The organism is Microbacterium sp. LjRoot45 (assembly GCF_964253325.1).
In the GTDB taxonomy this organism is placed as follows: Bacteria; Actinomycetota; Actinomycetes; order Actinomycetales; family Microbacteriaceae; genus Microbacterium.
This window is the reverse complement of the sequence record NZ_CAXUQM020000001.1, coordinates 2,061,211-2,087,261: the sequence shown is the minus strand read 5'-3', so window position 1 is coordinate 2,087,261 and position 26,051 is coordinate 2,061,211. Positions and strand designations below refer to the sequence as shown.

Sequence of the window (26,051 nt, the reverse complement as noted above, 5' to 3'; positions counted from 1 at the left end):
GACCCTAGCGAGCGCTTGTCGTCGGGTGCGCTGACCCCGGCCGACGGCGGTCAGCGCACGAGCGCTTCGCCGGCCCGCACGGGAACGCCCAGCCGGTTGCTCGGCGCGGGAAGCACGCACACATAGTGGTCGGAGAACGCGCACGGCGGCAGCGTCGCGCGATTGAGGTCGACGACGACCGTGCCGTCGGCGTCGGGCGGGGCCGTGCGCAACTGCCGGAAGTAGTGACTCTCCGCGCCGCTCGTGGCATCCGCGAACACGGCGAACAGCGACCCGTCGTCCATCCGGTCGACGGCGAGGCTCACGAGGGCTCCCTCCCACTCGAAGGCCAGGATGCCGTCGCGCACCGCGGTCGACCGATGCCCGTCCACCGAGACGGTTCCCACGGCGTCGGCGGCTGTGGGCTGGTAGACCCCGCGGAGCACGGCGTCGGGATCGTAGGGGAATCGATCGATGGTGGAGATGCCGCGCTCCGCCGCGGCACGGGGATGGAGCACGCGCACGGCGATCATCCCGTCGCGCGCGAAACCGCGCAGGAGCAGGTCGCCGCGGCGCAGCTCCTCGCCCGGCGACAGTGCGACGGTGCCGTCCTCGAGGTCACCGATCGCTGCTGCGGCCGCCGCGTGCCACTGTCCGGGCAGTCCGTCGAAGGTGCGCGGCGTGCCGTCGAGCCAGTGCGTCGCGGCGAGAGAGGCAATGCCGTACGGGCCCCACACCGCGGCATCCCGGTTCTTGCGCCAGGCGCGGTCGTCGCCGTGCTGCTCGTCCATCGGGCCTCCCGTGTCTGCGTGGTCCCACTCTGCGACACGGTGTGTCGCCGTGCGTCAGATCGAGACATTCTGTTACACCATCGAAATCAAGACATGAATAGCATGCCCCTATGGAGCACGAGAACGCATCCGGAGGACCATCGGCCGACATCGACGTCGACGCCCTCACCCGCGCCCTCGACGTGCATTCGCTCCGCATCCTCGTCGCCATCGACCAGACCGGAACGATCAGCGCCGCCGCTCGGTCGCTCGGCTTCTCACAGCCGACGATCACGCAGCACGTGCAGCGCCTCGAGGCTCGTCTCGGCGCGAGTCTCGTCGCACGCACCGCGCGCGCCGCACGCCTCACCCCGGTAGGAAAGCTGCTCGCCGCGCATGCCCCCCGCATCGACGCGAGCCTCACCGCCGCGGCGACCGAGCTCGCCCGAGTGCTCGGTCGCCGCGCCGACACCGTGAGGTTCGCGGCTCCGGCCGACCTCATCGCACCGGCGCTCGCGCCCGCCCTGGGACGGCTCTCGGCCAGCCGCCCCGACGTCGCGACGACGATCATCGAGGCCGCCGATGCCGCCGAGGCCTTCGCGATGGTCCGCGACGGTCGCGCCGACATCGCGGTCACGAGCGAGGTCGCACCGCGCGACGACCGCCCCGCCGCCACCCGCCGGCGGGGCCTTCGATCGATCTTCCTCTTCGCCGAGGAGATCGTCGCGCTGACCACCGTCGACGTCGAATCCGTGACCGGCCGCGTCGATCCGCTTCTCCTGTCGACCGGCCCCTGGGTCACGGGCGCGGGCACCTGCACCGACCCGATCGCGCGCCTCATCGGCCGTTCGTCGAGAGAGGGCGACGTCGCCGTGTCGCTCCCCGCGGCGGCGGTCGCCCTGGCCGCCCACGGCGTCGGTACCGTCTTCCTCCCCGAGGGCGCTCTCGCGGGTGCCGGGATGCCGGCGAACGTGCGGATGCTCGGACTCGCTCCGGCCGTCACCCGCCGCACCGTGGCCACCACGCTCGTCGAGGCCGCCACGATCCCCGCCGTGGCCGAAGCGCTCCGGCTGCTCGCGACCCACCGCCCCTCCACCGCCGACATCGACGCCCTCGTCGACGCGCGTCGACGCAGCACGGGGCATCGGGCCCGCTTCGCCCCGCAGACTCTCTCCCCGCAGACCTTCTCTCCGCACCACCCGAGCACACCGCACCACTGGAACACCCCGCACCACCCGAGCAACCCGCAACCCACACCCGACTCGACCCTCACAGAGGAGACCGACGCCATGCTCTCGTCACCCACCACCCGCCTGGCCGCCGCCGGCGCCGCAGCCGCCGCGAGCGTGCTCCTGCTGTCGGCGTGCACCACACCCGCCGCGCCCACGCCCGAGAAGTCCGTCGGCGCCGACACCGGCGCGGAGATCGACAGCATCTCGGTCGCGCTCCCGGGGTCGCTGTCGAACCTCTACGTCGGCCAGGAAGCCGGCATCCTGAACTACTACATCGCCTCGATCGCGCAAGAGGGTCTCGTCTCGATCGACGCGCAGGGTCGCGTGCAGCCGGGCCTCGCCGAGTCGTGGGAGCAGACCGACGACGTGACCTACGTCTACGAGCTGCGCGACGACGCCCTCTTCCAGGACGGCACGCCGGTGACCGCCGACGACGTCGTCTTCAGCCTCGAGGAGGCCCGCGACGAGACCGCCTCGCCGGGTCTTGCGTACTACCTGAGCGGCGTCGACACGATCGAGAAGACCGGCGATTCCGAGGTGACGATCACCCTCAACGCGCCCGACCCCGCCTTCTCGGCGAACATGAGCAGCGGCGGCGCCGCGTTCATCACGTCGCAGAAGTTCTGGGAGGAGCACGACGGCAAGGTCGGAACCTCCGACGCGCTGCTGCTGGGCACCGGGCCCTACCAGGTGACCGAGTTCGTGCCCGACTCCCACGTGACGCTCGAGCGCGTCGACACGTGGTGGGGGGAGCTGCCGAAGGTCAAGGAGATCACGGTCTCCTTCATCCCCGACGAGTCGACCCGCCTGCTGGCCGCCCAGTCCGGCGACATCGACGTCGCGTTCAACGTGCCGCTGGCGCAGGCCGCGCAGTGGGAGAAGCTCGACACGATGCGGGTCGACTACATCAACGACCTCTCCTATGTCGGGCTCTACTTCAACACCAGCGTCGCCCCCTTCGACGACCCCAAGGTGCGGGAGGCCGTCGCACACGCGGTCGACCGCGACGCGTACGTTTCCTCGCTCCTGCGCGGCCACGGCGAAGCGGCGACCGCCATCATGACCCCCGAGTCGCTCGGCAAGGCGTACGACGCCGACGCCGCCCGCGAGAAGCTCGCGTCGATCCCGCAATGGGACTTCGACCTGGATGCCGCAGCCGCCGCGCTGGCCGAGTCCGGCTCCCCGGACGGGTTCGAAGCCGAGCTGCTCACGCCGAACACGGGACCGCAGCTGGGATCGGCCGCACAGGCCCTCGCTCAGAATCTCGCCGACATCGGCATCACCCTGAACGTGCGCGAGGTGCCGATCGAGGAGTGGCTCGCGAGCCTCGACGCCTCCAGCGACCACGGCATCAACCTCATGTGGTACTTCTCGACGCTCGGCGACCCCGCCGAAGTGCCGAGCTACCTCCTGGGCGCCGGCAACCCCGCCGCGTACGACAACCCCGCCGTCACCGACCTCCTCGCCCAGGCGGGTGCCACCGCCGACCCGGCGGCGCGCATCGACCTGCTCGTCGAGGCAGAGAGCTTGCAGGCGCAGGATGCCGTCAACGTCCCGCTCTGGTGGGGGCAGTCGGCCACGGCTTTCGCGAACGACCTGGGCATGAACGACTACAGCTCGTTCGCGTTCATCTCGTCGTGGCCGACGCAGCTGTTCCGGGCGGCGGAGTGACCTCCACCTCTGTGTTCCGAGCGCGCGCAGCGCGGGCCCGTCCCCTGGGGCGGCTCCTCGCGGTGCGCGTGCTCGGCACGCTCGGCGTGCTGCTGGCGCTGTCGATCGTGATCTTCTCGCTCATGTATCTCGCCCCCGGCGACCTCGTGAAGAATCTGCTCGGCAACCGGCCGGTCACTCCCGACGCCGTCGCGGCTGTGCGGGCGCAGTACCACCTCGATGATCCCGTCGTCGTGCAGTACCTGCGCTGGCTCGGTGGATTCGTCACCGGCGATCTCGGCACGTCGATCCGGCTGCAGATCCCGGTGGCCGACGCGATCGCGGCGCGCCTGGGCATCACCCTCGCGCTCTGCGGGTTCGCGTTCGCCCTCGCGATCGCCGTCGCCGTGCCGTTGGGGGTGCGCAGCGCCGTACGCCCCGGGGGACTGGTGGACCGCGTGGCGAACGTCTTCGCCATCGTGGGACTGAGCGCGCCGACCTTCGCGGTCGGGCTGCTCCTGCTGTACGGGCTCGCGTACTACGTGCCGGTGTTCCCCGTCTACGGGGCGGGCGACGGCGGGCTCGACACACTCCATCACCTGGTGCTCCCTGCCGTGACCCTCGCGCTCGGACTGGGGGCCATCGTCCTCAAGCTCACGCGCACCGCGATGCTGCGGGAACTGGCCACCGACTACGTCACTGCCGCGCGTGCGCGCGGTCTGGCCGACGCGACCGTTCATCGCATCGCGCTGCGCAACGCCGCCATCCCCATCGTCACGGGCGCAAGCCTCGTCCTCACCTTCCTCGTCGGGGGCACGGTGCTCGCCGAGACGACCTACGCCCTGCCGGGCCTCGGCACTCTGCTGCAGGATTCGGTGCTCTTCAAGGACATCGCGGTCGTCCAGTCGCTCACTCTCCTGGTGGCGATCGTGATCGCCGTCATCGCCCTGCTGGCAGACCTCGCCTACCTCGTGCTCGACCCTCGTGTGCGTGCCACGGGGGCCCGGCCCGCCGCTCCGACCGTCGCCGTGGAGAGTGCCGCATGACTGCCGCGATCGCCCTCATCTCCACCCCCACCCGCCGCCGTGCGCCCTGGGCGATGGTGATCGTCGGCGCGTTCCTCGTCGTGATCGCCGTCCTGGCGGCGACGGGTGGGCTGCTGTTCCCGGATGCCATGCGGCAGGACATCCTGGCGAGCCTTCTCCCGGCGGGGAGTGACGGGCATCCGCTCGGCACCGACGAGCTCGGACGCGACGTACTCGCCATGACGGTGGCCGGCACCGCCTCTTCGGTCGTCGGGCCCGTGCTCGTGGCCCTCGGCTCCATGCTCTGCGGAATCGTGCTCGGCACCCTCGCCGGTTACGAGCGGGGGTGGCTCGACTTCGCGATCGGTCGGTGGACCGACCTGCTCCTCGCCCTGCCGGTGCTCCTGGCGGCGATCGTCGTGTCGGGGGTGCTCGGCGGCGGCTACGCCGTGACCGTCATCCTCCTCATCGTGCTTTTCTCGCCCTCCGACATCCGGATCGTGCGCGCCGGCGTGCTGGAGCAGACCGCCCGCCCCTACATCGAGGCGGCGCAGATGCTGTCGCTGTCGCGCTGGCGGGTGATGTTCCGCCACATCCTGCCGAACGTGTCGACTCTCGTGATCACCAACGTCATGCTGAACACGGCCTTCGCGCTCGTGGCGTTCTCCTCGCTGTCGTTCCTCGGCGTCGGAGTATCGCCCGGCGTCGCCGACTGGGGACGGCAGCTCACCGACAACAGGGCCATCATGTTCGACAACCCCGCCGCCGTCATCGTCCCGGCGCTGCTCATCATCCTCGTCGCCTGCGCGGTCAACGTGCTGGGCGACTGGCTCGGGGAGCGCCTCTCGCGGACGGGGGCGGCCGCATGAACGGCGTCACGATCCGCGGCCTGGCCGTCACTGGGCCCGGCGGCGAGACCGTCGCGCCCTTCGACGCCGACGTCCCGGCCGGTGGCATGCTGGCCGTCATCGGCGAGTCGGGCTCGGGCAAGACCCTGTCGGCGAAGTCGCTCGTCGGGCTCCTGCCGCGCGGGTTCCGTGCGCGCGGGTCGCTGCGGGTGGGCGAGCGCGAGATCGACCTCGCAACGCCACCCGCTCGATGGTCCGGCATCCGGGGCCGCGTGGTCGCGCTGCTGCTCCAGGATCCGTTCACGAGCCTTTCGCCCGTGCATCGCTGCGGTGATCAGATCGCGTGGACCATCGAAGCCGCCCGCGGAGTGCGCCTGCGCGGACGTGAGCGCCAGGATGCCGTGGCGCGCCGTCTTGCGGAGGTGAAGCTCCCCGAGCGGGTCGCCCGCGCCTATCCGCACGAGCTGTCCGGGGGTATGCGTCAGCGCGTCGCGATCGCCGCCGCCGTCGCGAGCGACCCGCAGCTGCTGATCGCCGACGAACCGACCACCGCACTCGACGCCTCCAACCAAGGCGAGGTGCTCGACGCGCTCGGTGCTCTCCAGCGCACGCGTGGCCTCCCCGTCATCCTCATCTCCCACGACCTGGGCGTCGTGCGCGGGCGCGCCGACGAGGTGCTGGTGATGCGACACGGCGACATCGTGGAGCGCGGCCGCACCGCCGACGTGCTCACGCACCCGCAGCATCCGTACACCCGCGCGCTCGTCGCCGCCGACCCGGCGCTCACTCCGGTCGCCGCCGGCTTGGGGGTGCGCGCGGAGACGGCACGCCCCGACCCCCTCGTGCAGGTGCGCGGTCTCGGGAAGACCTTCGGCGAGCGGGCGGTGCTCCGCGGGGTCGACCTCGATGTCGCGGCGGGGGCGATCGCGGGCATCGTGGGGGAGTCCGGCTCGGGCAAGTCCACCCTCGCGCGCTGCATCGCCGGCCTCGAGCAGGAGGATGCCGGCACGATCGCGTTCGGTGGAGCCTCCCTCGCGTCGGGGCGGCGTTCCCGCACGCCCGACCAGATGCAGATCGTCTTCCAAGATCCGTACTCGTCGTTGAATCCGATGATGACGATCGGCGCCATCCTGCGGGAAGCGCTCGACGCCGCTCGCCGGACGCGCCGTTCGACGGATGCGGGCACCGACGTCGACACCGTCGCGAGCCTGCTCGAGACGGTCGGGCTCGACCCCGCCTTCGCCGCCCGCCGACCCTCGGACCTGTCCGGTGGACAGCGGCAGCGCGTGGCGATCGCACGCGCCCTCGCCCCTCGGCCGCGGCTGCTCATTTGCGACGAGTCCGTCTCTGCACTGGATGTCTCCGTGCAGGCGCAGATCCTCGCCCTCTTCCGACGGCTGCGTGAGGAACGCGGCATCACGATCCTGTTCATCTCCCACGACCTGGCGGTGGTGCGCACTCTCGCCGACACCGTGACGGTGATGTGGGACGGCGAGGTCGTCGAGCACGGCGACTGCGCCGATGTGCTCGGGAACCCTCGGCATCCGTTCACTCAGACCCTCGTGGCCGCCGCGGCCCGCGAGAGCACCACCGCGGCGCGGCCGCACCCCTCAGGAGAGCACGCATGACTGACCTCGCCGTCCCGGTGGACATCGTCGTCCACGAAGGCATGGATGCCGTCCAGGCCGCCCTCGACGGCGGCCTCGTCGGTGTCGTCGGTGCCGAACGTGCTGCAGGCTGGCTCGCTCCGCGGTCCGCCTACCGCCCGCAGCTGTGGATCCTCGTCGCCGGTGACGAACCGGTCGCCGCGGTTCTCACGACCGGGAGGCCCGCGACGGCGGCGACGACCCTCGTGGAGCCGTGGTGGACGTCGGATTCGGCCCTCGCGGCGATGCTCGACCGTGTCGTCGAGGCCGCGCGCGCACGGGGAGACGTGGCCGTGAAGTGGCGCACTGCGGGAGAGGTGCCCGGCGCGGCGATCAACGCCGGCTTCGCGCCGCTACGCCCACCGCACGGCGCCGTCGGCACCGAGGACACCCGCGGCGCCGTGCGCTGGCTCGTCGAGATGCCCCACGAGGAGCCCGGCTACTACGCGCAGACGACCCTGTTCACGTGCGGCGCCGTCGCCGCGCTCATGGCGGCGGGCCTCCGGGGAGCCGGCGGGTTCACGGGTGACGCGGACGACCGTGACCGGGAGCTGGAGTATTGGCGTCGCGCCAGCAACTTCCCCGCGTGCGAACCGGTGGGGCTCGCGGTGGCCACGGCCGAGCATCTCGGCCACGGCGGTGATCTGCGGCGCGTGGAGGTCGCGCTGGATGCCGACGGGCCCGTGCTCGTGGAGGACTATCGCGGGTTCGATCTGTCGTTCCGCACCGAGTTGCAGTCCGAGTCGCGTCGCCGCGCCGCAGACCTCGGCATCCCGATCTCGTCGGAGCGTGTCACGGTGGCGGAGATCGCCCGCCGCGTCGCCGGTGGAGAACTCGCCCTCCTCCTCATCGACGAAGAGCCGATGCACGGGGAGCACGGCCCCCACTGGGTGCTCGCGCACGCGTCGGACGGCGTGGATGTGGTCGTCATCGAAGATCCGTGGATCAACCGCGACACGGGTGAGACCTGGGTCGACACCCACGAGCTCCCGGTGCGGGCCGCCGATCTCGACCGTCTCGTCCGGTGGTCGGCGACCGGCTACCGCGGAGTGGTGTTCCTCGGCCGCTGAGATCCCTCACGCCGCGGGTGGGTGCGGTGGCTCAGTACGAACCATGAGGAGTCATGTCGTCGGGGAGGTGGAAGCAGGGGGAGAAGGAGTAGATCTCGATGGTCGATCGGTCTTCTTCTCCGCTGACGAGGTAGCCGCCGGTGGTGACTCGGTAGAGCGTGACGAGGGGAGCGCCGTCGGTCGCTGTCTCGCGTGTGACCTCCCATTCGGGCTGCTCCGAGTATGCGTGGGCTACGTCGTCGATGACGGCTTCGAGGTCGGTGTCGGGTGCGACGTGGACGGTGGTGCCGCCGGCCCACTGGTAGTTGCGTTCGCCGGTGCAGCTCAGGAGCGATCCGGTGGGGCGTTGGTCCACCGATCGCACGATGTGTTCCGGGATCGCCGCGATCACCTCGGTCTCACCCTCCTGCGCGATCGCTTTCGCCCCGTAGAGGGTGAGATCCGGGTCTTCCACGGTCACTCCTGTTCCGCACGCGGTGAGCGCGAGCGTGAGAGCGACCACCAGAACAAGTCGTGCGATGTCCGGGGTGGGGCGATTAGAAACCACCGCGAGAGCTCATTCCGTCGGGGAGGTGGAAGCAGGGGGAGAAGGAGTAGATCTCGATGGTCGATCGATCTTCTTCTCCGCTGACGAGGTAGCCGCCGGTGGTGACTCGGTAGAGCGTGACGAGGGGAGCGCCGTCGGTCGCTGCCTCGCGTGTGACCTCCCATTCGGGCTGCTCCGAGTATGCGTGGGCTACGTCGTCGATGACGGCTTCGAGGTCGGTGTCGGGTGCGACGTGGACGGTGGTGCCGCCGGCCCACTGGTAGTTGCGTTCGCCGGTGCAGCTCAGGAGTGATCCGGTGGGGCGTTGGTCCACCGATCGCACGATGTGTTCCGGGATCGCCGCGATCACCTCGGTCTCACCCTCCTGCGCGATCGCTTTCGCGCCGTAGAGGGTGAGATCCGGGTCTTCCACGGTCACTCCTGTTCCGCACGCGGTGAGCGCGAGTGTGAGAGCGACCACCAGAACAAGTCGTGCGATGTCCGGGGTGGGGCGACTAGAAACCACCGCGAGAGCTCATTCCGTCGGGGAGGTGGAAGCAGGGGGAGAAGGAGAAGATGTTCACTTGGTCTGGGTCTGTCCATGCGCTGATGACGTAGCTGGCCGCGTGGGGGTGGCTGATGAGGTACTTGGGGTACCCGGCCGACTCCGTGCGACGGGTGACCGTCCATGGCTCCTTGGCTTTGTACGCGTGCGCGATGTCGTTGACGATCGCGTCGAGATCGGTGTGTGGGATGACGGTGACGGTGGTGCCGCCGGCCCATTGGTAGTTGCGTTCGCCGGTGCAGCTTAGGAGCGATCCGGTGGGTCGTTGGTCGACGGAGACGATGAGGTCGTCGGGGATGAGGGCGGCGATGTCGCGTTCGCCTTCCTGCGCGATCGCTTTCGCCCCGTAGAGGGTGAGATCCGGGTCTTCCACGGTTACTCCTGTTCCGCACGCGGTGAGCGTGAGCGTGAGCGTGAGCGCGGGCATCGTGAAGCGCGCATGGTTCCGGCGTGGGGGCGGTGACACGTCAGTACGAACCATGAGGAGTCATGTCGTCGGGGAGGTGGAAGCAGGGGGAGAAGGAGAAGATGTTCACCTGGTCTGGGTCTGTCCATGCGCTCACTACGTAGCTGGCCGCGTGGGGATGGCTGATGAGGTACTTGGGGTACCCGGCCGACTCCGTGCGACGGGTGACCGTCCATGGCTCCTTGGCTTGGTACGCATGCGCGATGTCGTCGACGATCGCGTCGAGATCGGTGTGTGGGATGACGGTGACGGTGGTGCCGCCGGCCCATTGGTAGTTGCGTTCGCCGGTGCAGCTTAGGAGCGATCCGGTGGGTCGTTGGTCGACGGAGATGATGAGGTCGTCGGGGATGAGGGCGACGATGTCGCGTTCGCCTTCCTGCGCGATCGCTTTCGCCCCGTAGAGGGTGAGATCCGGGTCTTCCACGGTCACTCCTGTTCCGCACGCGGTGAGGGCGAGCGTCAGGACGAGGGCCAGACATGCCACCCACCGCAAGCTCTTGGGTCTGTTCACTTCAGTGCCTTGCTGATCAGCTCGAGCGCGTCTTGATTACGTGGGTCATTCGACGCGATCAGATTGTGAGTGTCGATTCCGGTCCAGTTGCCAGGTAAGAGGAAGGGCTCCGGCTGCTCGACCGAGTGCCCGAACCCGCTGCTCGGCGGATAAATGGGCAAGACCCAGTCGGCCGAGTCGGAGAAGAGGTGCGGGGTGAACGCGGCGTGGGTGCCGGGGTTCCGCCCCTCCCACACCACGCCCAAGGATTGGGCCGTGGTCAGGGCGTCCGTGTAGGAGAAGTGCTCGTAGGTCGTCGTCGGCGACGGCTCCCAATCCTTCGGCATGCCGGCGCCTGCCAGCGAGAAAACCCCGTCGTACCTCGCGCCAGCCACTTCGGAGGACGTGATCCCGGTGAGTCCCCATGAGAAACCGATGCCGTTGCGATCGGCGTCGACGTCGCCCACCGCCACATCCAGTTCCCGTTCGAAAGCGGCGATCTCCTGCCCCTTGTCGAGTGCGATGCCCTCATCGTTCGCTTCACCGATACGCGCGAACGACGCGATCCCCGTGTACTCGTTCTCGCCCGGAAAGCGTCCGACCTTCCACACGAAGGTGACAATCGATCCTCCGCTGCTCTCGTTGAGCCATCGACCGACCTGCTGCACTTCACCTCGGTAGACCGACAGCGCACTGGTGTAGGTGCCGGGAACGTACGTGTTGATCTCCGCTGTGGTCGGCCCCGGCTCTCCGATCATCTCGATGATGCTGTCGGTCGTGTGGTCGTAGAAGTACACCTGCACACGGCCCTCCACGACCTGGTCGAGGTAGTGAAGCTCTGCGCGGAGCTTGTCGAGTTCGTGGCCCGCTCGCGGGGAGAACGGATGCGGCTCGCTCGCGAGTATCCGTCGCACCTCGGCGGCGCGCGCCTTCGCGTTGAGTCGGTTCGCGGCGACACGCGCCCACGGCGGAAGGCCGGCGAGGCTCCCGAGCAGAGCCGGTCCCGTGGCGATCAGCTCACGCTGCTGCTCCTCGGACAGCGCATCCCACACGCGGCGAACGAGACCGGCATCCCCGATCGCAGCCAGGCCTTGCGGGGTGATGTCGGTCGTGTCGCCCGCCCACACGTCGGCGATCGCGTCGGCACCGCCTCCGCGCAGCCGCCACCGATCGGTGAGCTCGGCGAACAGCGGCACCGCCCGCAGGCGGTCACGCGTGCGGTGATCGAGCTCTGCCCGCTCCACCGCCAAACGGCGGTAGGCGGCACGCGCCTGCTCGAACTCCTCGATCGCTGCCTGCCACTGCTGCAACCGGGCCGGGTCGCCCGGATAGAGCCAGGCCGGCATCACCTCATCCCACGCGAACGGCCACCCCTGCAGGCTCTCCAGCCCGCCGTCGAGGGCGGCGGCGCGCCGGTCTCCCAGCGACGCCCACGCCCGTTCGACCTCCTCGCGCATGCTCTCGGCGCGCCGCCGGAGGTCGCTCATCGCGTCGGCATAGGACTCCAGGATGCCGGCGACGCGCGACGAGGCGTCGCCTTCGGCCGCGTACTTCGCGCGCAGGACGGCGATGTCCGATCGTGCCGCCTCCACGGCATCCGCGCCGGTGTTCGCCAGAGTGTCGACCGCCCGGGCGGCGCGGCGCGCGTTGCGCTCCGACGCGCCCGCGTAGGCCCGGAAGCTGCGGGCGATCTCACCGACGCCCTCGGCGCCGCCGGCAGCAGGATCGGCGCCGAGATCGGGCATCGTCACGGCGCGCCTGCCAGCGCCCCGTCGAGCGCATCGAACTCGACACCGATGCGACGCACGCGGTCGGCCAAAGATGCGGCCGTCTGTCGCAGCGATGCCCGCAGCGCCCACGACAGCTCATCGACGCGTTCCAGCGTCGCGATGACGACCTCCGATCCCGGTGCGGTGAGCGAGAGGCACCTCGACAGCTCGGCGCCTCGGGTGCCCTCCAGGGCCGTCGCCGCGTGCTCGACGGCGTGCCCGGTCAGCTCGATTCCGGCTCCCGCTCTCACAGCATCCCCTCTCGATCCACGCGACTCATGAATGAGCGCCCACCATCGGAGACGACTCGGCGCGGTGTTTCTCACGGGGGTGCCCGCTTGGGGTTACGCCGCACTGTGCACGGGGAGCGCGGGACGTGTCAGACTCGGCTCGGTGCTGGTGGACCCGGAGGACGAAACCCGATGACCGACGACTCGACCGCCTACGGAATGCGACGTCCTGACGTCTCGATAGCCGGCGTGCCCGCGTTCGCGCGCGAGCGGTTCGGCATCGACGCGTCGGCGACGGAACTCGGTAGCAATCAAGACCGGAACTTCCTGCTGACGGCGGCCGACGGCACCCGGCGGCTCCTGAAGATCGACAACCCGGTGTTCCTGCCGGAGGAGATCGACGCGCAGACGCGTGGCCTCCAGCACCTCGCTGCCGACGGCATCCGTGTGCCCGAGCCGGTGCCGGGCGCCGATGGCGCGCTGCTCCAGCCGCTGACCACCGGCACGGCCGTCTATCGCGCGCGGATGCTCTCCTTCGTCGAGGGTGCCCCCCTCGCCGACGCGGTACGGATCGGTCATCGCGACGCGGCGCGGCTCGGCGCGCTCGCCGCGCGGCTCACCGCGTCGCTCGCGACGTTCACGCATCCCGGCCTCGACCGCCACCTCCAGTGGGACATGCGCCGCAGCCGCGCCGTCATCGACCAGTTCCTCGGCGGCGTGGCCGACGACGCGCTGCGCACGCGACTGACGGATGCCGCCGCCGCGGCATGGGCGAGGGTCGAGGCGGTGGCCGCGGAGCTGCCGGTCGTGCCGGTGCACGGCGACCTCACCCCCGACAACGTCGTCCGCACGACGGGCGACGACCTCGCCGTCATCGACTTCGGCGACCTCGCGTGGGGCTGGCGCGTCGCGGAGATCGCGGTGAGCGCCGCCGGCATCCTCACCCGCGCCGACGGCGACGCGACCGTCGCGCTGTCCGCGATCGAGGCCTACGCCGCCGGTGTCGCCCTGTCGCGCGCCGAGGTGGCGGCGCTGTGGCCGCTGGTGGTGCTCCGTGGGTGCGTGCTGGTGGTCAGCGGCATCCATCAGGGGAGTCTCGACGCCGACAACGACTACGTGCAGGAGCGGCTCGCCGAAGAGCTGGCCGTGTTTGACACCGCCGCCGGCGTCGACCTCGACCTCGCCGCCGCGACGATCGCGGCGCAGGCGGGCCTCGCGTCGGGCGCGCAGCCGTCGGCGACCGGCGTCGTCCCGATGTTCGCCGAGCCTCCTGCCGCGATCGACCTCGCCCCGGCGAGTCCGCTCGTGGCGGACGGCGCGTGGCGGGCGGGCGCGGAGGCCAGAGCCGATCTGCTCCGCCGGCACGCGCCCGCCGGGCGAGCCGTCGCGATCCCGCACGGGCGCCCCGACCTCACGCGCACTCCCGCGTTGACGCCCACTCCTCCCGAGAACGTCCCCCTGGGAACGACGATCATGGGGGATGCCGGTGCGCTCATCAGGTCGCCGCACGATGCGACGGTCGAAGCCGTCACCGAGGAGTGCGTGGTGCTCGCCTTCGCCGGGACGCGGCTGACGGTGACCGGTATTCAGCCGTCCCTGTCGGCCGGTGCGGTCGGTGCGGTCGTGCGGGCGGGGGACGTGCTCGGCCTCTCCGACCGGGTCGTCCGTGTCGTCTGGAGACCCGCCGATGCGCCCGAGCCTCCCGAGTACGTCGCCGAACCGTGGGCGGCGGGGTGGCGCGCGCTCACGTTCGATCCGGCACCGCTCCTCGGGATCTCCGAGCTGCCCGGCCTGCCGACCGCCGCCGTCGAGGCACGTCGCAAGACGCGAGTGTTCGCTGCGGCCCAGGAGCACTACTTCGCCGAGCCGCCCCTCCTGGTGCGCGGCTGGCGCAGCCACCTCATCGACGCGACGGGGCGCGCGCACCTCGACATGGTCAACAACGTGTCATCGATCGGGCACGCCCATCCCCGCCTCACGGCTGCCGTCGCCACGCAACTGGCCACCCTGAACACGAACTCGCGGTTCCTCTACCCGCAGATCGCGCAGCTCAGCGAACGCCTGCTCGCGACAGTCCCGACGGGCCGATTCGACACGGTGCTGCTCGTCAACAGCGGCACGGAGGCTGTCGACCTGGCCCTGCGTCTGGCGACGATCGCCACGGCACGTCGCGACGTCGTGGCCCTCCGCGAGGGATATCACGGCTGGTCGTACGCGGCGGATGCCGTCTCCACGTCGGCGTTCGACAACCCGCACGCGCTCGACTCGCGCCCCGACTGGGTGCACCTCGCCGACGCCCCGAACCCGTACCGCGGCGTCCACCGCGGCGAAGGTTCCGCGGGGGCGTACCTGCGCGACCTCCGAGAGCGGTTCGAGGAGCTCACGGCATCCGGTCGCTCGCCCGCCGCGTTCATCGCCGAACCGATCCACGGCAACGGCGGCGGGGTGATCCCCCCGGCGGGTTACCTGGCCGGGGCGTTCGACGCGATCCGGGATGCCGGGGGCCTCGCCATCGCCGATGAGGTGCAGGTCGGACTCGGCCGCCTCGGCCGCGCGTTCTGGGGCTTCCTCGACCAGGATGCGACGCCCGACATCATCGTGACGGCGAAGGCGCTCGGCAACGCCTACCCGGTCGGAGCGGTGCTCACACGCCGCGAGATCGCCGACGCGCTCGGACGCGAGGGGCAGTTCTTCTCCTCCGCCGGCGGCGCGCCCGCCTCGTGCGCGGCCGCCCTCGCCGTGCTCGACGTCCTGACCGACGAGGGACTCGTCGAGAACGCGCGGATCGTGGGCGCTCAGCTGCAGCGAGACCTGACCGAGCTGGCCCACCGGCATCCGCTGATCGGCGCGTTGCACGGCACCGGGCTCTACCAGGGCGTCGAGCTCGTCACCGACCCTGTCGCCCTCACCCCCGCCGTGGTGGAGACGGCGCGGATCTGCGAGCGCATGCGGGAGCGGGGGATCATCGTCCAGCCGGCCTCCGAACGTCAGAACGTGCTCAAGATCAAACCCCCGCTGACCCTGACGAGCGAGGAGGCGGCGTACTTCGTGAGGATGCTCGACCTCACGCTGGAGGAGATCGCCTGACGCGCACGTTCAGCCGCGGCGGCGCTGGGCGATCGTCCACACGCCGCCCGAGATCATGAGCGCACCGCCGATCGCGCCGACCCAGCCGAGGAACGCGTCGGTGTCGATCGAGGTGATGCCGGCGACGACGAATCCCACTCCGATGACGCACAGGAGCACTTGCGTGCTGATGCTGTTCTCGTTCACATGGCCCCCTTGGCGCAGCGGCGTCTTCGGGGGGACAGAACGAGACGCTACTAGGGAGAGCGCCTTCGTCTCTACTGTTCGTTTCGGCGAGCCTGCGTGACCGGCGAACTCTGGGCCACACTGTCACCATGCCGCTGCATCCCGCTCTCCGGACCTATCTCGACGAGCTCGCTCCCCTCGTCGCGCAGGCCGAGCGTGATGGCGTGGCCCCCACCCCCGCTTCCGCTCGCGCCGCGCTGGCGGGCCTGCGCGCATACTCCGCACCGGATGCCTCGGTCGCCCTCGTCCGGGACGGATCGGCGGCGGGCGTTCCGGTGCGCGTTTACGCGCCCGCGCCGGGCGAGGAACGCGACGCCGTGCTGTTCGTGCACGGCGGGGGTCACGTTGCGGGCGACCTCGACGTCTACGACGGGTCGGCCCGCCGCACCGCCGCGGCGAGCGGAATGACCGTGGTCTCTGTGGACTACCGTCGCGCGCCGGAGTGGCCCTATCCCGCCGGCCTCGACGACACCGCCGCCGTGCTGAGCCGGCTGGATGAGGCGCTCGGCGGCATCCCATGGTCGGGTCGCGTGCACGCTGTCGCCGACTCCGGCGGGGCGGCGAAGGTCGCCTCGCTCGCAATGCGTGACGTCGCGGAGCAGCGCACCTCCGTGATCGCGCGGCAGGTGCTCGTCTACCCGAGCCTCGATTACACGATGAGCGGGGCGACGATGACCGAGTTCGGCGCCGGGTACTTCCTCTCTGCGCAGCGCGTCGCATGGTATTTCGACCAATACTTCCCCGCCGGCGTCGACCGCGGCGAGGCGTCGCCCGTGTCGGGTCCGTTCTCGGCCGACATGCCCGAGACGCTCGTGATCGCCGCCGAGTACGACCCGCTGCGCTCGGAAGCCGAGGAGTACGCCCGTCGTGCGCAGGATGCCGGGGCGCGCGTATCGATCATCGTCGCGACCGGCATGATCCACGCGTTCGCCTTCGTCGAGACGCTCGTGCCCCGTGACGTCGCGCGGCTGTACGAGGTGACCGCGGGGTTCCTCGCCGACGGCACCGTTCCGACGCGGTGGTGAGTGCCGGGCGTCAGCGCAGCGGCTTGCGCAGGAACACCTGGGCCGTGCCGTCGCCCTGATCGATGCGCTCGGTCTCCTCGTACCCGCAGCTGCGGTACAGGCGAAGGTTCGCCTCGCTGAGACTCCCTGTGAAGAGCTCGGCGACGCTCGCGGTGGCGTGCTCCTCCGCAGCCGCCAGCAGGCGCCTCCCGATGCCCTCGCCCTGCACGTCGGGAGCGATCGCGATGCGTCCGATCAGCAGCACCTCGTCGGCCTGGCGACATCGCAGTGCTCCCACGATCCTCGGGCCGCGGCGGGCGACCCAGCCGCCGCCGTCGGCGAGTTCGGCTTCGAGCTGCTCCAGGGTCTGCGTGAGGGGCGCGGAGTCCGCACCCCCGTAGATCTGCGCTTCGCTCACGAACGCGGCACGCTGAATCGTGAGCACTTCACCGGCATCCTCGACCCGGATGCGATCGATACGGATGCCGTCGTCGTCACCGGTGGAGTGGTTCATGAGGTCGATTCTGCAGTCTCTGCGTCGGATTCTGTCGTCGGTTCGGGCACCAGTTGCAGCCCGGCGGACGTGTTCGCAGCGTTCGCGAGCGCGACGAGCCACGCGCGGTTCAGGCGATGGCGCTCTCCGCGGTCGAATGTGAAGGACAGCGCCGCGCCGGGGTGCACCCAGATCGCGACGCGACCGCCGCCCTCGTCGAGACCGTTCGCCCACGACAGCGTGAACGCCTCGCGCCGCCGGAGCTTGTCGCCGATGACCACCTGCAGGTGTGTGAGGGTGCGGTCGTCCACCGAGAGGCGCACCAAACCGTCGTATACCAATCTGCCCATGTGTGCGGCCTTCTCAGCGGTTCGCCCGAAGCGTCTGACCGGGGTTCACTCCGTACGCTGCGCGATAGTGCGCGGCGAAGCGCGACGGATGCTCGAACCCCCACTGACGCGCGATCTCCGCCACCGCGCCCGCGCCCGGCTGGGACAGTGCGCGGTGAGCGCCGGCGAGTCGCGCCCGTCGCAGCCATTCCATCGGCGTCGTGTCCAGCGCGCGTCGGAATGCGTACTGGAGGCCGCGTGTCGAGATGCCGGCGGCCTCAGCCACATCATCGACGGTGATCGGCTCATGAGCGTGCTCGTCGATGTAGGCCATGGCGCGGCGCACGGTCGCCGGTGCGGCACGCCGTTGTGCCGACCGGGCCGTGCTGTCCAGGAACGCGGGGGAGAATGCGGCGAGCGTCGCGTGCACGGCGTGCCGACGCAGCTCTCTTTCGACGAGCTCGCCGGGACCGTCGTCGCACGCGAGGAGCGTCTCGGCGAGGTAGCGATACGTCCGTTGCCACTGCAGACCAGCGGCCTCCGTGACCGGACGCGAGTCCCAGGTTCCCAGGGTCAGGGTGTCGTCGCCGCTGATGCGTCGCGCCGCAAGGTCGATGAGTCGGCGTTGGAACACGAGGCCGTGCACCCGCGCGCGTCCGTCCCACCGTGCGTGCACGGCTCGATCCGCGCTCACCCAGGGCTGCTTCGCGCTGAGCGCACCTCGTTCGTCCCACGCGCCACCCTCCGAGGTGAGCACGCGGCACACGACGACCTGGTCGAGCGGGTCGACAGAGGATCGCACGGATGCCTCGAGGTCGTAGGCGACCGCGGTCATGCCGTCGATCGAGGCAGAGGTCCAGTCGAAGGAGACACGCGGATGGTCGGCGCGCCGCAGCCGCGCGGAGGGCACCACCGTACGCCAGGTGTCCTCCACGGCCTGTGCCCCTGCCGCTCGGATCCGTACACGTTCCGCCATCTAGCTCCACCTACGCATGAGGTCGCCATCCGGAGCGAGGGCAGCTGAAATGCACGCCCCGGGGGAGGCGTGCCCACAAGTATCCATTACAACGACCCTACGTTCCGAGAGAAATCTCGAAGTGGGGGTTGACTTCACCACGGTGATCTGGATCCGCACTTCTCGTTCCCCGCGCCGGGCCATTCTCCACGCCGCCGCGGCCGTGTCAATGGGAACCGGCGTTTGCGCGAGGTCTCGGCGACTCCGCCAGAATGGTTCACCGTGGCAGATTCCGAGAGTGGCGCGTCGTACTGGTACGCCGACGGCGATGACTCGCGCAGCATCGAGGTGCTGGAGGCGATGCGCGCCTACCGCGCGGCGGAAGTCGCGATGCGCCGCCGTACCCAGCAGTCGATGGACATGGGGGAGAACGAGCTCCTCGTCCTGCGTTACCTCGCCCGCGCTCGCGGCCGAGACGAGATCGTCACCCCGGTGCAGTTGAGCCGCTATCTCGGGATCACCTCCGCATCGACGACCGCGCTGCTCGACAGGCTCGCGAAGAGCGGCCACATCACGCGGCTCGCTCACCCGACCGATCGCCGCAGCGTGGTGATCGCGTCGAGCGAGATGGCGGAAGAGGAGATCCGGCACACGCTGTCGACGATGCACGCGCGCATGATGGGAGTCGTTCGCGGCCTCTCCGTCGATCAGCGTGCAACCGTGATCGAGTTCCTCGAGGCGATGAAGGATGCCGTCGACGACATCGACGCGTGACCTCCTCCGCGAGGGGCCGCCGCGGCGCGGATGTCAGCGCCGGCGATCGCTCTCGGTCGCGGTGGCGTCCGCGGCATCCGCAAGTGCCGTGAGGTAGCCGAGCACGTCGCGACGCTCTTGTTCTCCCAGGCTGGTGGTGAGCTCGATGAGCCGGCGTTGGAAGGCCTCGTGGGTGTCGGCGATCGCCTGCTCCGCCTTGTCGGTCGCGGCGACCAGGATGCTCCGACGGTCGGTCGGGTGGCTGACGCGCTCGACCATGCCCGACCTCTCGAGGCGGTCGATGAGGGCGGTGGTGGATGCCGAGCTGATCCCGAGGTGCCGAGAGATCTCGCTGGGCATGACGTCGTGGTCGGAGCCGCGTTCGCGCAGGAGGAAGCGGACGATGGCGAGCTCGTTGTCGCTCATCCCCGTCTCGGTGCGGATGCGCAGAAGCATGGCCGCGTCGGCGTCGCGGAAACGCTGATAGGCGTCGAGGACGGCGTCGACGGTGTGATCGGTATCGGTCTCGGTCATGGTCACCTCCGTGGCTCCGATAACTCTCAAAACTACACAATACAGCCCATGAAGTATCTCGCTTGACTAACTACTTTTTTTGTGAGTAACCTTTCGGGCAAGTAATTCTGTTCGAAAGGGAGTCACAGCATGGGGTACCTCTACTACGGCAACAGCACCGAGCCGATCGAGATGCCGGACCGGATTCTCGCGCATCTCAAGGTCGTGACGTCCACCAAGCTGCGCCGTTCCGAGAGTTTCACGCTGTCGTGGAGCAAGCCCGACGGCTCCGACGGCCGCTCCACCATCTGGCTGCAGGCGGCCATTCCGTTGCGCTTCGACGTCGATCACAACGTCGCCATCGACCGCGCCTACCTCGAAGAGATGGCGCAGGCGGCCAGCAGCGCCGCGGGCGTTTTCGTCGACCTTGCCGCCGAAGCTGCCGATGACACTGCGCCGGCGCACCCCGTGGCGGTTGCTGCCTCCCTGCGGAGGGCGGCATGACCAGTCCGCTTCTCGAACTCGTCTCTACGCGGCCGACCTGGGCGCGCGTCGAGTCCGGCTTCCATGTGGCTTCACGCGACGGTGAGTTCGTCGGCTACATCGACCAGTCCCGCGACGGGAGCTTTCTGGCCTTCGATGGGCGTTCGACCCCGGTCGGGCGATACGACACGCTGAAGGAAGCTCAGCGGGCGGTGCTGTCGGTGCCGACGACGCCCGTCCCCGACGAGCTCCAGCGCCGACGCCTCAGCGTCCTCCACCGCGTCGCCGTGGTGGCGGGCGTCGTCGCGGGTGGCGTGGCGCTCACGGCGGGAGCAGTCGTCCCCTACCTGTGAGCGCCGGCGTCACGAAAGTGACGACGACTCAGCCTTCTCCCGCAGCGCCTCATCGGTCTTGCGCTGAAGGAACTCGCACAGTCGGGCGAGGGTCGCAAGATCCTGGGACAGGGCCGCAACTCCTTCGGCATCCAGGTTGAAGCCCTCATGTCGCGGCTCGAACGTCACCACCCAGGTGGGGGTGCCGTCTTTGATGATCGGCTCGATGAACGTCACGGTCGATGCGGTGCGAAGGCCAACGACGACGATGCCGGATTCCGGCCCCGCCGTGAAGTCCTTCTCGAGCACAGAGACGGACGTCGCCAGCATCTCCTCGAGGCGGAACTGTTCCACCCAGGATTGCACCGTCGCCTGGTCGCGATACGGCATGTGACCTCACTCGTCTCGGGTGCCCGGGGGTGGCACCCCTTAATTATGCGCCCGCGAGCCCGTGCCCGAATCACTCGATCCGGAATGCGAATCGGCGACGGAGGAAGTTCCCCGCCGCGGCCCGGGCGGAGCATGGCAGAGTGGGCACATGGGGGACAGCTTCGACGACGAGCTCCACGCTCTGCGCTCCCGCGCCTACGGGCCGGATGCCGATATCAGCGGTGATCCCGTCGCCCTCGCCCGTCTCCACCACCTCGAGGCGCAGACGCGCACCGACGCCCTCATCGAGGTTCCGCCGCGCCCTCCCGCACCATCGCTGCCCGCCGCTCCTTCCGTCTCTTTCTCGGAGCCCTCGGACGTGCGCCCGGCGACGCCTGCCGCCGGGTCCGTCGCCCCAGTCGCCCCCGACGTGAGCTCGGCGCCGCCTGCGGCACCGGTGCCGGTCCGGCGGCGCAGGCTGCCCGTGATCGCGGCGGCTGCGATCGGCGCCGTCGTCGCCGCCGCCGTCACCGTGCCCGTCACCCTGTGGTCCGCGGCCCAGAGCGACCGTCCGGATGCCGTGCTGAAACCGCTCGACGCTCCCGTCGACGACGTCTTCTTCAGCCCGGAGTCCGAGGCCCAGCGCTTCGAGGACTTCTTCGGCATCCGCGTCACGACCGGGATCGGCGCCGAAGGTGTGAGCTGCCTGCTGGTGGAACTCGATCCCCAGGATGATCCCTCGTTCACGGGAGGGGCGACGCGCGGGGGGTGTTCCGCTCCCGGTTTCGAAGCCGTCGTGGACGTCGCCCTGACAGAGCAAGACGTTCCGGAGACGGTACGCGACGCGTTGGGCGAGGTCAGCGGCATCCGGTTCTCGGTCAAGGGCGACGAGGTGTTCGTCTACCTGTCGGAGGTTCCCGACCCCACCCGTCCGAGCTGACCCGCGGCCTGCGCGGAGCGCGGTCGGTCTTGGTCAGTTCGCCGCGTCGTACGCCTCCAGGACGGCGGCGGGCACCCGGCCCCGCTCGGACAGCGTGTAACCGTTCCGGGCGGCCCACTCGCGCACCGGCGCGTAGTCGCGCTGGCCCGCTCGCCGCTGGACGCGGGCCGTGTTGCCGGAGCCGCCTGTGCTGCGCCCGCCGGTGGAGCCACCTCGGGCAGAACCGGTCCGCGCCGACACCGATCGTGCGGCGGCGATATAGGGAGAGAGGGCATCGCGGAGGGCGGCGGCATTTTCATCGGTGAGGTCGATCTCGTAGGCGGTGCCGTCGAGGGAGAACAGCACCGTCTCCCCGTCGCCGACGTCCAGCACGGTCCCGTCGAGGTCGTCGACGAGTTGATGCACGATTCTGCGAGCCATGGACCGAGCCTAGTCAGCGGGCGGGGCCTGCGACAGCGTCCGCCAAGAACCGTCAGGGGAGGATGCCGGCGCGGCGCGCCTTGGCGACGGCGGCGTGACGCGTGGAGGCGTCGAGCTTCGACATCGCCGACTGCAGGTACGACTTCACGGTGCCTTCGCGGAGCTGGAGGGTCGCGGCGATCTCGCCGTTGGTGGCGCCGAGGGCGGCGCACGCGAGAACGTCCGTCTCCCGCGGCGACAGCCGGACGTCCAGGTGCTCGTGCGGCTCGCCGTCGTCGCGGGTGAGGGATGCGAGGCGCCGTTCCAGCGCCGACAGTCGCTCGCGGAGACCGTCGTCCGTCACCTCTGCGGCGATGGAGCGCAACTCGGCATACGTCGCGCGCAGGTGCTCGCGCGCCGCGGACGTGATCGGGGGAGCCGCCGGCTGCGGCAGCGGAGCGAGCCGGCGCGAGACCTCGTCGCGCACGCGCAACTCCGTGGCGAGGTCGTTGGCGACGGCGACCGCGTGGCGTGCGACGTTCTCGCCGAAGGGCAGCTGGTTCCAGGAACCGCAGTACAGGATGCCGCGCGTCGCGCCGGACACCAGGACGGGCACCGCGAAGAGGGTGGAGATGCCCTCGCCGAGGATCACCCGGTCGTAGTCGTGGGTGATGTGGCGTGAGGACTTGTAATCCAGGGCGAGGCGGGGACGCTTCTCCACCATCGCGCGCCCGCCGAGGCCGCGACTGGCGCGGACGACCAGACCGGCCAGGTGAGACGTGCGGTTGCCCACGACAGACGTGACCTCGACGGCATCCTCGCGCTCGTACCCGCCGAAAGCGACCGGCAATCCCGTGCGATGCGCCAGGTCGCCGATGGCGTGAGCCATGAGATCGGCATCGGAGGCGAGGCCGGAGAGTGCCATCGCGGTGTACCTACTTCCGGGGGTGACGGCTGCGTCATCCGTTTTCGTAGGGTCGACGATACCACCGCGGCGGTCATCGGAGACCGTCGCCGCAGCCGTCGATGAGGACGGCTCAGAAGGTTAGGAGACATCGCATGTCCGCTCCATCCGCCTCTCCCCCCGACGGGATCGACTATGTCGCCGTCGAGGACTCGCCGCCCTTCCGGGAACTCAAACGCCGCCATCGCAGCTTCGTCTGGCCGCTGACGGTCGCGTTCCTCGTCTGGTACTTCGCATACGTGCTGTTGTCGTCGTTCGCGACCGACTTCATGGCCACACGGCTCACGGGTGACATCACGGTGGGCCTTGTCATGGGCCTGGGTCAGTTCGTCACGACCTTCGCGATCACCATGTGGTACGTCTCCTACGCGAACCGCCGGCTCGATCCCGCGTCGGCGGAGATCCGGGCCGACCTCGAGGCGAAGGAGACGCGCGTATGAACGAGATCTGGGCCGCGATCGAGGCCGCCGGCGACACCGTCGACAACAACCCGATCCTCAACATCTCCATCTTCGGCGCGTTCGTCGCCGTGACGCTGTTCATCGTCATCCGCGCCAGCCGCAACAACAAGACGGCGGCCGACTACTACGCCGCAGGGCGCTCGTTCACCGGTCCGCAGAACGGCTTCGCGATCGCGGGCGACTATCTTTCCGCGGCGTCGTTCCTCGGAATCTGCGGCGCCATCGCGATCAACGGCTACGACGGCTTCCTGTACTCGATCGGCTTCCTGGTCGCGTGGCTCGTCGCACTCCTGCTGGTGGCCGAGCTCATGCGCAACACGGGCAAGTTCACGATGGCCGACGTGCTGTCGTTCCGGTTGAAGCAGGCTCCCGTCCGCATGGCCGCGGCGATCACGACGCTCGCGGTGTGCTTCTTCTACCTGCTGGCTCAGATGGCCGGTGCCGGCGGTCTCGTCTCCCTGCTCCTGGGCATCACCGAGCAGGTGGGGCAGTCGATCGTCGTCGCCGTCGTGGGTCTCCTCATGATCGTCTACGTGCTCGTGGGCGGCATGAAGGGCACCACGTGGGTGCAGATCGTGAAGGCGTTCCTCCTCATCGGCGGCGCGGTCGTCATGACCGTCTGGGTGCTCGCGATCAACGGGTTCAACCTGAACACGCTCCTGGAGGCCGCCGTCGCCGCGTCGCCGCAGGGCGATGCGATCCTCGCGCCGGGACTCCAGTACGGCAAGAATCCGTGGGACTTCATCTCGCTGGCCATCGCCCTCGTCCTGGGCACGGCGGGTCTGCCGCACGTGCTCATGCGCTTCTACACCGTGCCCACCGCCAAGGAGGCGCGTCGGTCGGTCGTGTGGGCGATCTGGCTCATCGGCCTCTTCTACCTGCTGACCCTCGTGCTCGGCTACGGCGCGGGCGCCCTGGTGGGTCCGGAACGGATCGCCGCAGCGCCGGGCGGCGTGAACTCGGCGGCGCCGCTGCTCGCGCTCGAGCTCGGCGGTCCGATCCTGCTCGGCTTCATCTCCGCTGTCGCCTTCGCGACGATCCTGGCGGTGGTGGCGGGCCTCACGATCACCGCGGCGGCCTCGTTCGCACACGACATCTACGCGAACGTCGTGAAGAAGGGCAATGTGCCGCCGGACGGCGAAGTGAAGGTCGCACGACGCACCGTCATCGTCATCGGTGTGCTCGCGATCGTCGGCGGCATCGGCGTGCAGGGGCAGAACGTGGCCTTCCTCGTCGCGCTCGCCTTCGCCGTGGCGGCCTCGGCGAACCTCCCCACGATCCTGTACTCGCTCTTCTGGCGCCGCTTCACCACGCGCGGCGCGGTGTGGAGCATGTACGGCGGCCTTGCGGCGGCGATCATCCTGATCGTGCTCTCGCCGGTGTTCTGGGGTACCGAGACCAGCGTCTTCAAGAACGTCGGCACGGCGATCTGGCCGCTCAACAACCCCGGCATCGTCTCGATCCCGCTCGGGTTCTTCCTCGGTTGGCTCGGCTCGGTGACCTCGCGTCGCGGTGAAGACCCCGTGAAGGCCGCGGAGATGGAGGTGCGCTCGCTCACCGGCCACGGCGCCGAGAAGGCGACGTCGCACTGACGTCGGTCTGAGAGGCCTCTCCCCGGTCGGCCGAACGGCCCCGGACACGCGATCGACGCGTCGTCCGGGGCCGTTCCTCTGCCGCCGACGGCCTACTCGTCGACGGCGTCCCCCTCGATCCGGGCCCGTGCCACCTGGTCTTCCAGGTCGAGGAGGAAGCGCTTGCGCTCGGGGTGCCCGCCGTACTCGCCGATCGATCCGTCGGCGCGCACGACGCGGTGCGCGGGGACGATGATCGACATCGGAGTGCGCGCGCAGGCCGACCCGACGGCGCGATGGGCCCCCGGAGAGCCCGCCGCGATCGCGATCTCCGCATACGACGCCGTCTCGCCGTACGGGATGTCGCAGACGGCCTGCAGCGCCGCCCGGACGAAGCCGTCGACGAGCCGCCAGTCCAACGGCACGTCGAAGCCGGTGCGGATGCCGGCGAAGTACTCGTCGAGCTGGTGGGCGACGAGCGCGGTGGCCGCGGCATCCTCTTCGGGAACCGCGTGCAGCGCGATGCTGACGGACGCGAGCGCGTCGTCGTGCGGGCCGTCGAGCACGTCGAGGCTCACGAGGCCCGTGTCGGAGACGACGATCAGGGCCTCGCCGATCGGCGTGGGATGGATGCGGAAAGCGGCGGTGGTCATGCGTCCATGATGGACGTCCGCCCGGCATCTTCGCCGTCCGACGATGGCGGTGGGGGATGGTGTGCCGATCGGGGCCGCTGGGGAGGAGGCGGCGGTCCGACGAAGCGACGGCGGGCCCGCCGCGGGGCCGGAAATGCGCGCCGATCGCGCGAAACTCGGCCCGGGATACCGACAACGTCGCAGCGGGGTACTTAGGGTGACTCGTGTGTGGCGAGCAAACGGTGGCGCCGTGCGAGGAGTCGAAGACACCGAGC

Annotated in this window: 29 protein-coding genes; 13 read left to right on the top strand and 16 right to left on the bottom strand. The window is 69.9% G+C overall.

What is annotated here, in order from left to right; genetic code table 11:
- Positions 1–50: 50 nt before the first annotated feature.
- Positions 51–770 (bottom strand): DUF1684 domain-containing protein, encoded by a 720-nt coding sequence (locus tag ACSQ18_RS09885; RefSeq protein ID WP_436037120.1) that lies wholly within the window; start codon positions 768–770, stop codon positions 51–53.
- Between the two features lie 110 nt (positions 771–880).
- On the opposite strand from ACSQ18_RS09885, the gene ACSQ18_RS09880 reads away from it, so the two are divergent.
- From ACSQ18_RS09880 to ACSQ18_RS09860, 5 genes are read left to right on the top strand one after another with little or no spacing between them, the layout of a single operon-like run.
- On the top strand, positions 881–3,652 hold the full coding sequence (locus ACSQ18_RS09880) for an ABC transporter substrate-binding protein (RefSeq protein ID WP_436037119.1): 2,772 nt from the start codon (positions 881–883) through the stop codon (positions 3,650–3,652).
- Positions 3,649–4,677: an ABC transporter permease gene (locus tag ACSQ18_RS09875; protein WP_436037118.1), complete on the top strand. Its 1,029-nt coding sequence runs from the start codon at positions 3,649–3,651 to the stop codon at positions 4,675–4,677. Before ACSQ18_RS09880 ends, ACSQ18_RS09875 begins: the two co-directional genes overlap by 4 nt.
- Positions 4,674–5,525: an ABC transporter permease gene (locus ACSQ18_RS09870; RefSeq protein WP_436037117.1), complete on the top strand. Its 852-nt coding sequence runs from the start codon at positions 4,674–4,676 to the stop codon at positions 5,523–5,525. Before ACSQ18_RS09875 ends, ACSQ18_RS09870 begins: the two co-directional genes overlap by 4 nt.
- Entirely contained in the window at positions 5,522–7,132 is a 1,611-nt protein-coding gene (locus tag ACSQ18_RS09865) for an ATP-binding cassette domain-containing protein (protein ID WP_436037116.1), read from the top strand. The genes ACSQ18_RS09870 and ACSQ18_RS09865 overlap by 4 nt, the downstream gene beginning before the upstream one ends.
- Entirely contained in the window at positions 7,129–8,220 is a 1,092-nt protein-coding gene (locus tag ACSQ18_RS09860) for a peptidase C39 family protein (protein WP_436037115.1), read from the top strand. The genes ACSQ18_RS09865 and ACSQ18_RS09860 overlap by 4 nt, the downstream gene beginning before the upstream one ends.
- Before the next feature lie 31 nt (positions 8,221–8,251).
- On the opposite strand, the gene ACSQ18_RS09855 is transcribed toward ACSQ18_RS09860, so the two are convergent.
- The 6 genes from ACSQ18_RS09855 to ACSQ18_RS09830 are packed head-to-tail and all read right to left on the bottom strand — an operon-like array spanning position 8,252 to position 12,287.
- A complete protein-coding gene (locus tag ACSQ18_RS09855; RefSeq protein ID WP_436037114.1) occupies positions 8,252–8,722 on the bottom strand; it encodes a hypothetical protein in 471 nt (156 codons plus the stop codon).
- 34 nt (positions 8,723–8,756) lie between these two features.
- Positions 8,757–9,227 carry a hypothetical protein gene (locus ACSQ18_RS09850; protein WP_436037113.1) on the bottom strand — a complete coding sequence of 157 codons (471 nt, stop codon included), beginning with the start codon at positions 9,225–9,227 and terminating at the stop codon, positions 8,757–8,759.
- A gap of 34 nt (positions 9,228–9,261) precedes the next feature.
- Positions 9,262–9,738, bottom strand: coding sequence for a hypothetical protein (locus ACSQ18_RS09845; RefSeq protein WP_436037112.1), 477 nt, complete (start codon positions 9,736–9,738; stop codon positions 9,262–9,264).
- 40 nt (positions 9,739–9,778) lie between these two features.
- Positions 9,779–10,261 carry a hypothetical protein gene (locus ACSQ18_RS09840; protein ID WP_436037111.1) on the bottom strand — a complete coding sequence of 161 codons (483 nt, stop codon included), beginning with the start codon at positions 10,259–10,261 and terminating at the stop codon, positions 9,779–9,781.
- A gap of 23 nt (positions 10,262–10,284) precedes the next feature.
- Positions 10,285–12,018 carry a hypothetical protein gene (locus ACSQ18_RS09835; protein ID WP_436037110.1) on the bottom strand — a complete coding sequence of 578 codons (1,734 nt, stop codon included), beginning with the start codon at positions 12,016–12,018 and terminating at the stop codon, positions 10,285–10,287.
- Entirely contained in the window at positions 12,015–12,287 is a 273-nt protein-coding gene (locus tag ACSQ18_RS09830; RefSeq protein ID WP_436037108.1) for a hypothetical protein, read from the bottom strand. The genes ACSQ18_RS09835 and ACSQ18_RS09830 overlap by 4 nt, the downstream gene beginning before the upstream one ends.
- 171 nt (positions 12,288–12,458) lie before the next feature.
- On the opposite strand from ACSQ18_RS09830, the gene ACSQ18_RS09825 reads away from it, so the two are divergent.
- Entirely contained in the window at positions 12,459–15,353 is a 2,895-nt protein-coding gene (locus tag ACSQ18_RS09825) for an aminotransferase (protein WP_436037106.1), read from the top strand.
- Positions 15,354–15,362: 9 nt separating this feature from the next.
- Here the strand turns inward: ACSQ18_RS09825 and ACSQ18_RS09820 are convergent, their stop codons facing one another.
- Positions 15,363–15,539, bottom strand: a complete 177-nt coding sequence (locus tag ACSQ18_RS09820) for an LPXTG cell wall anchor domain-containing protein (RefSeq protein WP_436037104.1) — start codon at positions 15,537–15,539, stop codon at positions 15,363–15,365.
- Positions 15,540–15,667: 128 nt separating this feature from the next.
- Here ACSQ18_RS09820 and ACSQ18_RS09815 point away from each other — a divergent pair, with 128 nt between their 5' ends.
- A complete protein-coding gene (locus ACSQ18_RS09815; RefSeq protein WP_436037102.1) occupies positions 15,668–16,603 on the top strand; it encodes an alpha/beta hydrolase in 936 nt (311 codons plus the stop codon).
- 10 nt (positions 16,604–16,613) lie between these two features.
- Here the strand turns inward: ACSQ18_RS09815 and ACSQ18_RS09810 are convergent, their stop codons facing one another.
- The 3 genes from ACSQ18_RS09810 to ACSQ18_RS09800 are packed head-to-tail and all read right to left on the bottom strand — an operon-like array spanning position 16,614 to position 18,338.
- The gene (locus ACSQ18_RS09810; RefSeq protein ID WP_436037100.1) at positions 16,614–17,096 is read right to left on the bottom strand and encodes a GNAT family N-acetyltransferase; all 483 of its coding nucleotides are present in this window, start codon (positions 17,094–17,096) and stop codon (positions 16,614–16,616) included.
- Positions 17,093–17,425 carry a DUF7882 family protein gene (locus ACSQ18_RS09805; RefSeq protein WP_436037098.1) on the bottom strand — a complete coding sequence of 111 codons (333 nt, stop codon included), beginning with the start codon at positions 17,423–17,425 and terminating at the stop codon, positions 17,093–17,095. Before ACSQ18_RS09805 ends, ACSQ18_RS09810 begins: the two co-directional genes overlap by 4 nt.
- Positions 17,426–17,438: 13 nt before the next feature.
- The gene (locus tag ACSQ18_RS09800; RefSeq protein WP_436037096.1) at positions 17,439–18,338 is read right to left on the bottom strand and encodes a helix-turn-helix transcriptional regulator; all 900 of its coding nucleotides are present in this window, start codon (positions 18,336–18,338) and stop codon (positions 17,439–17,441) included.
- 303 nt (positions 18,339–18,641) lie between these two features.
- Here ACSQ18_RS09800 and ACSQ18_RS09795 point away from each other — a divergent pair, with 303 nt between their 5' ends.
- Positions 18,642–19,133 carry a MarR family winged helix-turn-helix transcriptional regulator gene (locus ACSQ18_RS09795; protein WP_436037094.1) on the top strand — a complete coding sequence of 164 codons (492 nt, stop codon included), beginning with the start codon at positions 18,642–18,644 and terminating at the stop codon, positions 19,131–19,133.
- A gap of 33 nt (positions 19,134–19,166) precedes the next feature.
- Here ACSQ18_RS09795 and ACSQ18_RS09790 read toward each other — a convergent pair whose 3' ends face one another.
- A complete protein-coding gene (locus ACSQ18_RS09790) occupies positions 19,167–19,646 on the bottom strand; it encodes a MarR family winged helix-turn-helix transcriptional regulator (protein ID WP_436037092.1) in 480 nt (159 codons plus the stop codon).
- 129 nt (positions 19,647–19,775) lie between these two features.
- On the opposite strand from ACSQ18_RS09790, the gene ACSQ18_RS09785 reads away from it, so the two are divergent.
- A complete protein-coding gene (locus ACSQ18_RS09785; RefSeq protein WP_436037090.1) occupies positions 19,776–20,129 on the top strand; it encodes a DUF7882 family protein in 354 nt (117 codons plus the stop codon).
- Positions 20,126–20,461 carry a peptide ABC transporter permease gene (locus ACSQ18_RS09780; RefSeq protein ID WP_436037088.1) on the top strand — a complete coding sequence of 112 codons (336 nt, stop codon included), beginning with the start codon at positions 20,126–20,128 and terminating at the stop codon, positions 20,459–20,461. The genes ACSQ18_RS09785 and ACSQ18_RS09780 overlap by 4 nt, the downstream gene beginning before the upstream one ends.
- A 9-nt stretch (positions 20,462–20,470) precedes the next feature.
- Here ACSQ18_RS09780 and ACSQ18_RS09775 read toward each other — a convergent pair whose 3' ends face one another.
- Positions 20,471–20,830 (bottom strand): protein-L-isoaspartate carboxylmethyltransferase, encoded by a 360-nt coding sequence (locus tag ACSQ18_RS09775; RefSeq protein WP_436037086.1) that lies wholly within the window; start codon positions 20,828–20,830, stop codon positions 20,471–20,473.
- A 148-nt stretch (positions 20,831–20,978) separates the two neighbouring features.
- Between ACSQ18_RS09775 and ACSQ18_RS09770 the strand changes: the two genes are divergently transcribed.
- On the top strand, positions 20,979–21,749 hold the full coding sequence (locus ACSQ18_RS09770) for a hypothetical protein (RefSeq protein ID WP_436037084.1): 771 nt from the start codon (positions 20,979–20,981) through the stop codon (positions 21,747–21,749).
- A 33-nt stretch (positions 21,750–21,782) separates the two neighbouring features.
- Here the strand turns inward: ACSQ18_RS09770 and ACSQ18_RS09765 are convergent, their stop codons facing one another.
- Together ACSQ18_RS09765 and ACSQ18_RS09760 are read right to left on the bottom strand one after the other, a co-directional pair.
- Entirely contained in the window at positions 21,783–22,169 is a 387-nt protein-coding gene (locus ACSQ18_RS09765; RefSeq protein WP_436037082.1) for a histone-like nucleoid-structuring protein Lsr2, read from the bottom strand.
- Positions 22,170–22,221: 52 nt separating this feature from the next.
- Positions 22,222–23,073: a LuxR C-terminal-related transcriptional regulator gene (locus tag ACSQ18_RS09760; RefSeq protein ID WP_436037080.1), complete on the bottom strand. Its 852-nt coding sequence runs from the start codon at positions 23,071–23,073 to the stop codon at positions 22,222–22,224.
- Between the two features lie 134 nt (positions 23,074–23,207).
- Between ACSQ18_RS09760 and ACSQ18_RS09755 the strand changes: the two genes are divergently transcribed.
- Together ACSQ18_RS09755 and ACSQ18_RS09750 are read left to right on the top strand one after the other, a co-directional pair.
- The gene (locus ACSQ18_RS09755) at positions 23,208–23,552 is read left to right on the top strand and encodes a DUF485 domain-containing protein (RefSeq protein WP_301040573.1); all 345 of its coding nucleotides are present in this window, start codon (positions 23,208–23,210) and stop codon (positions 23,550–23,552) included.
- Positions 23,549–25,165 carry a solute symporter family protein gene (locus ACSQ18_RS09750; protein ID WP_436037078.1) on the top strand — a complete coding sequence of 539 codons (1,617 nt, stop codon included), beginning with the start codon at positions 23,549–23,551 and terminating at the stop codon, positions 25,163–25,165. The genes ACSQ18_RS09755 and ACSQ18_RS09750 overlap by 4 nt, the downstream gene beginning before the upstream one ends.
- Positions 25,166–25,257: 92 nt before the next feature.
- Here the strand turns inward: ACSQ18_RS09750 and ACSQ18_RS09745 are convergent, their stop codons facing one another.
- Positions 25,258–25,797 carry a methylated-DNA--[protein]-cysteine S-methyltransferase gene (locus ACSQ18_RS09745; protein WP_436037076.1) on the bottom strand — a complete coding sequence of 180 codons (540 nt, stop codon included), beginning with the start codon at positions 25,795–25,797 and terminating at the stop codon, positions 25,258–25,260.
- Between the last annotated feature and the right edge of the window lie 254 nt (positions 25,798–26,051).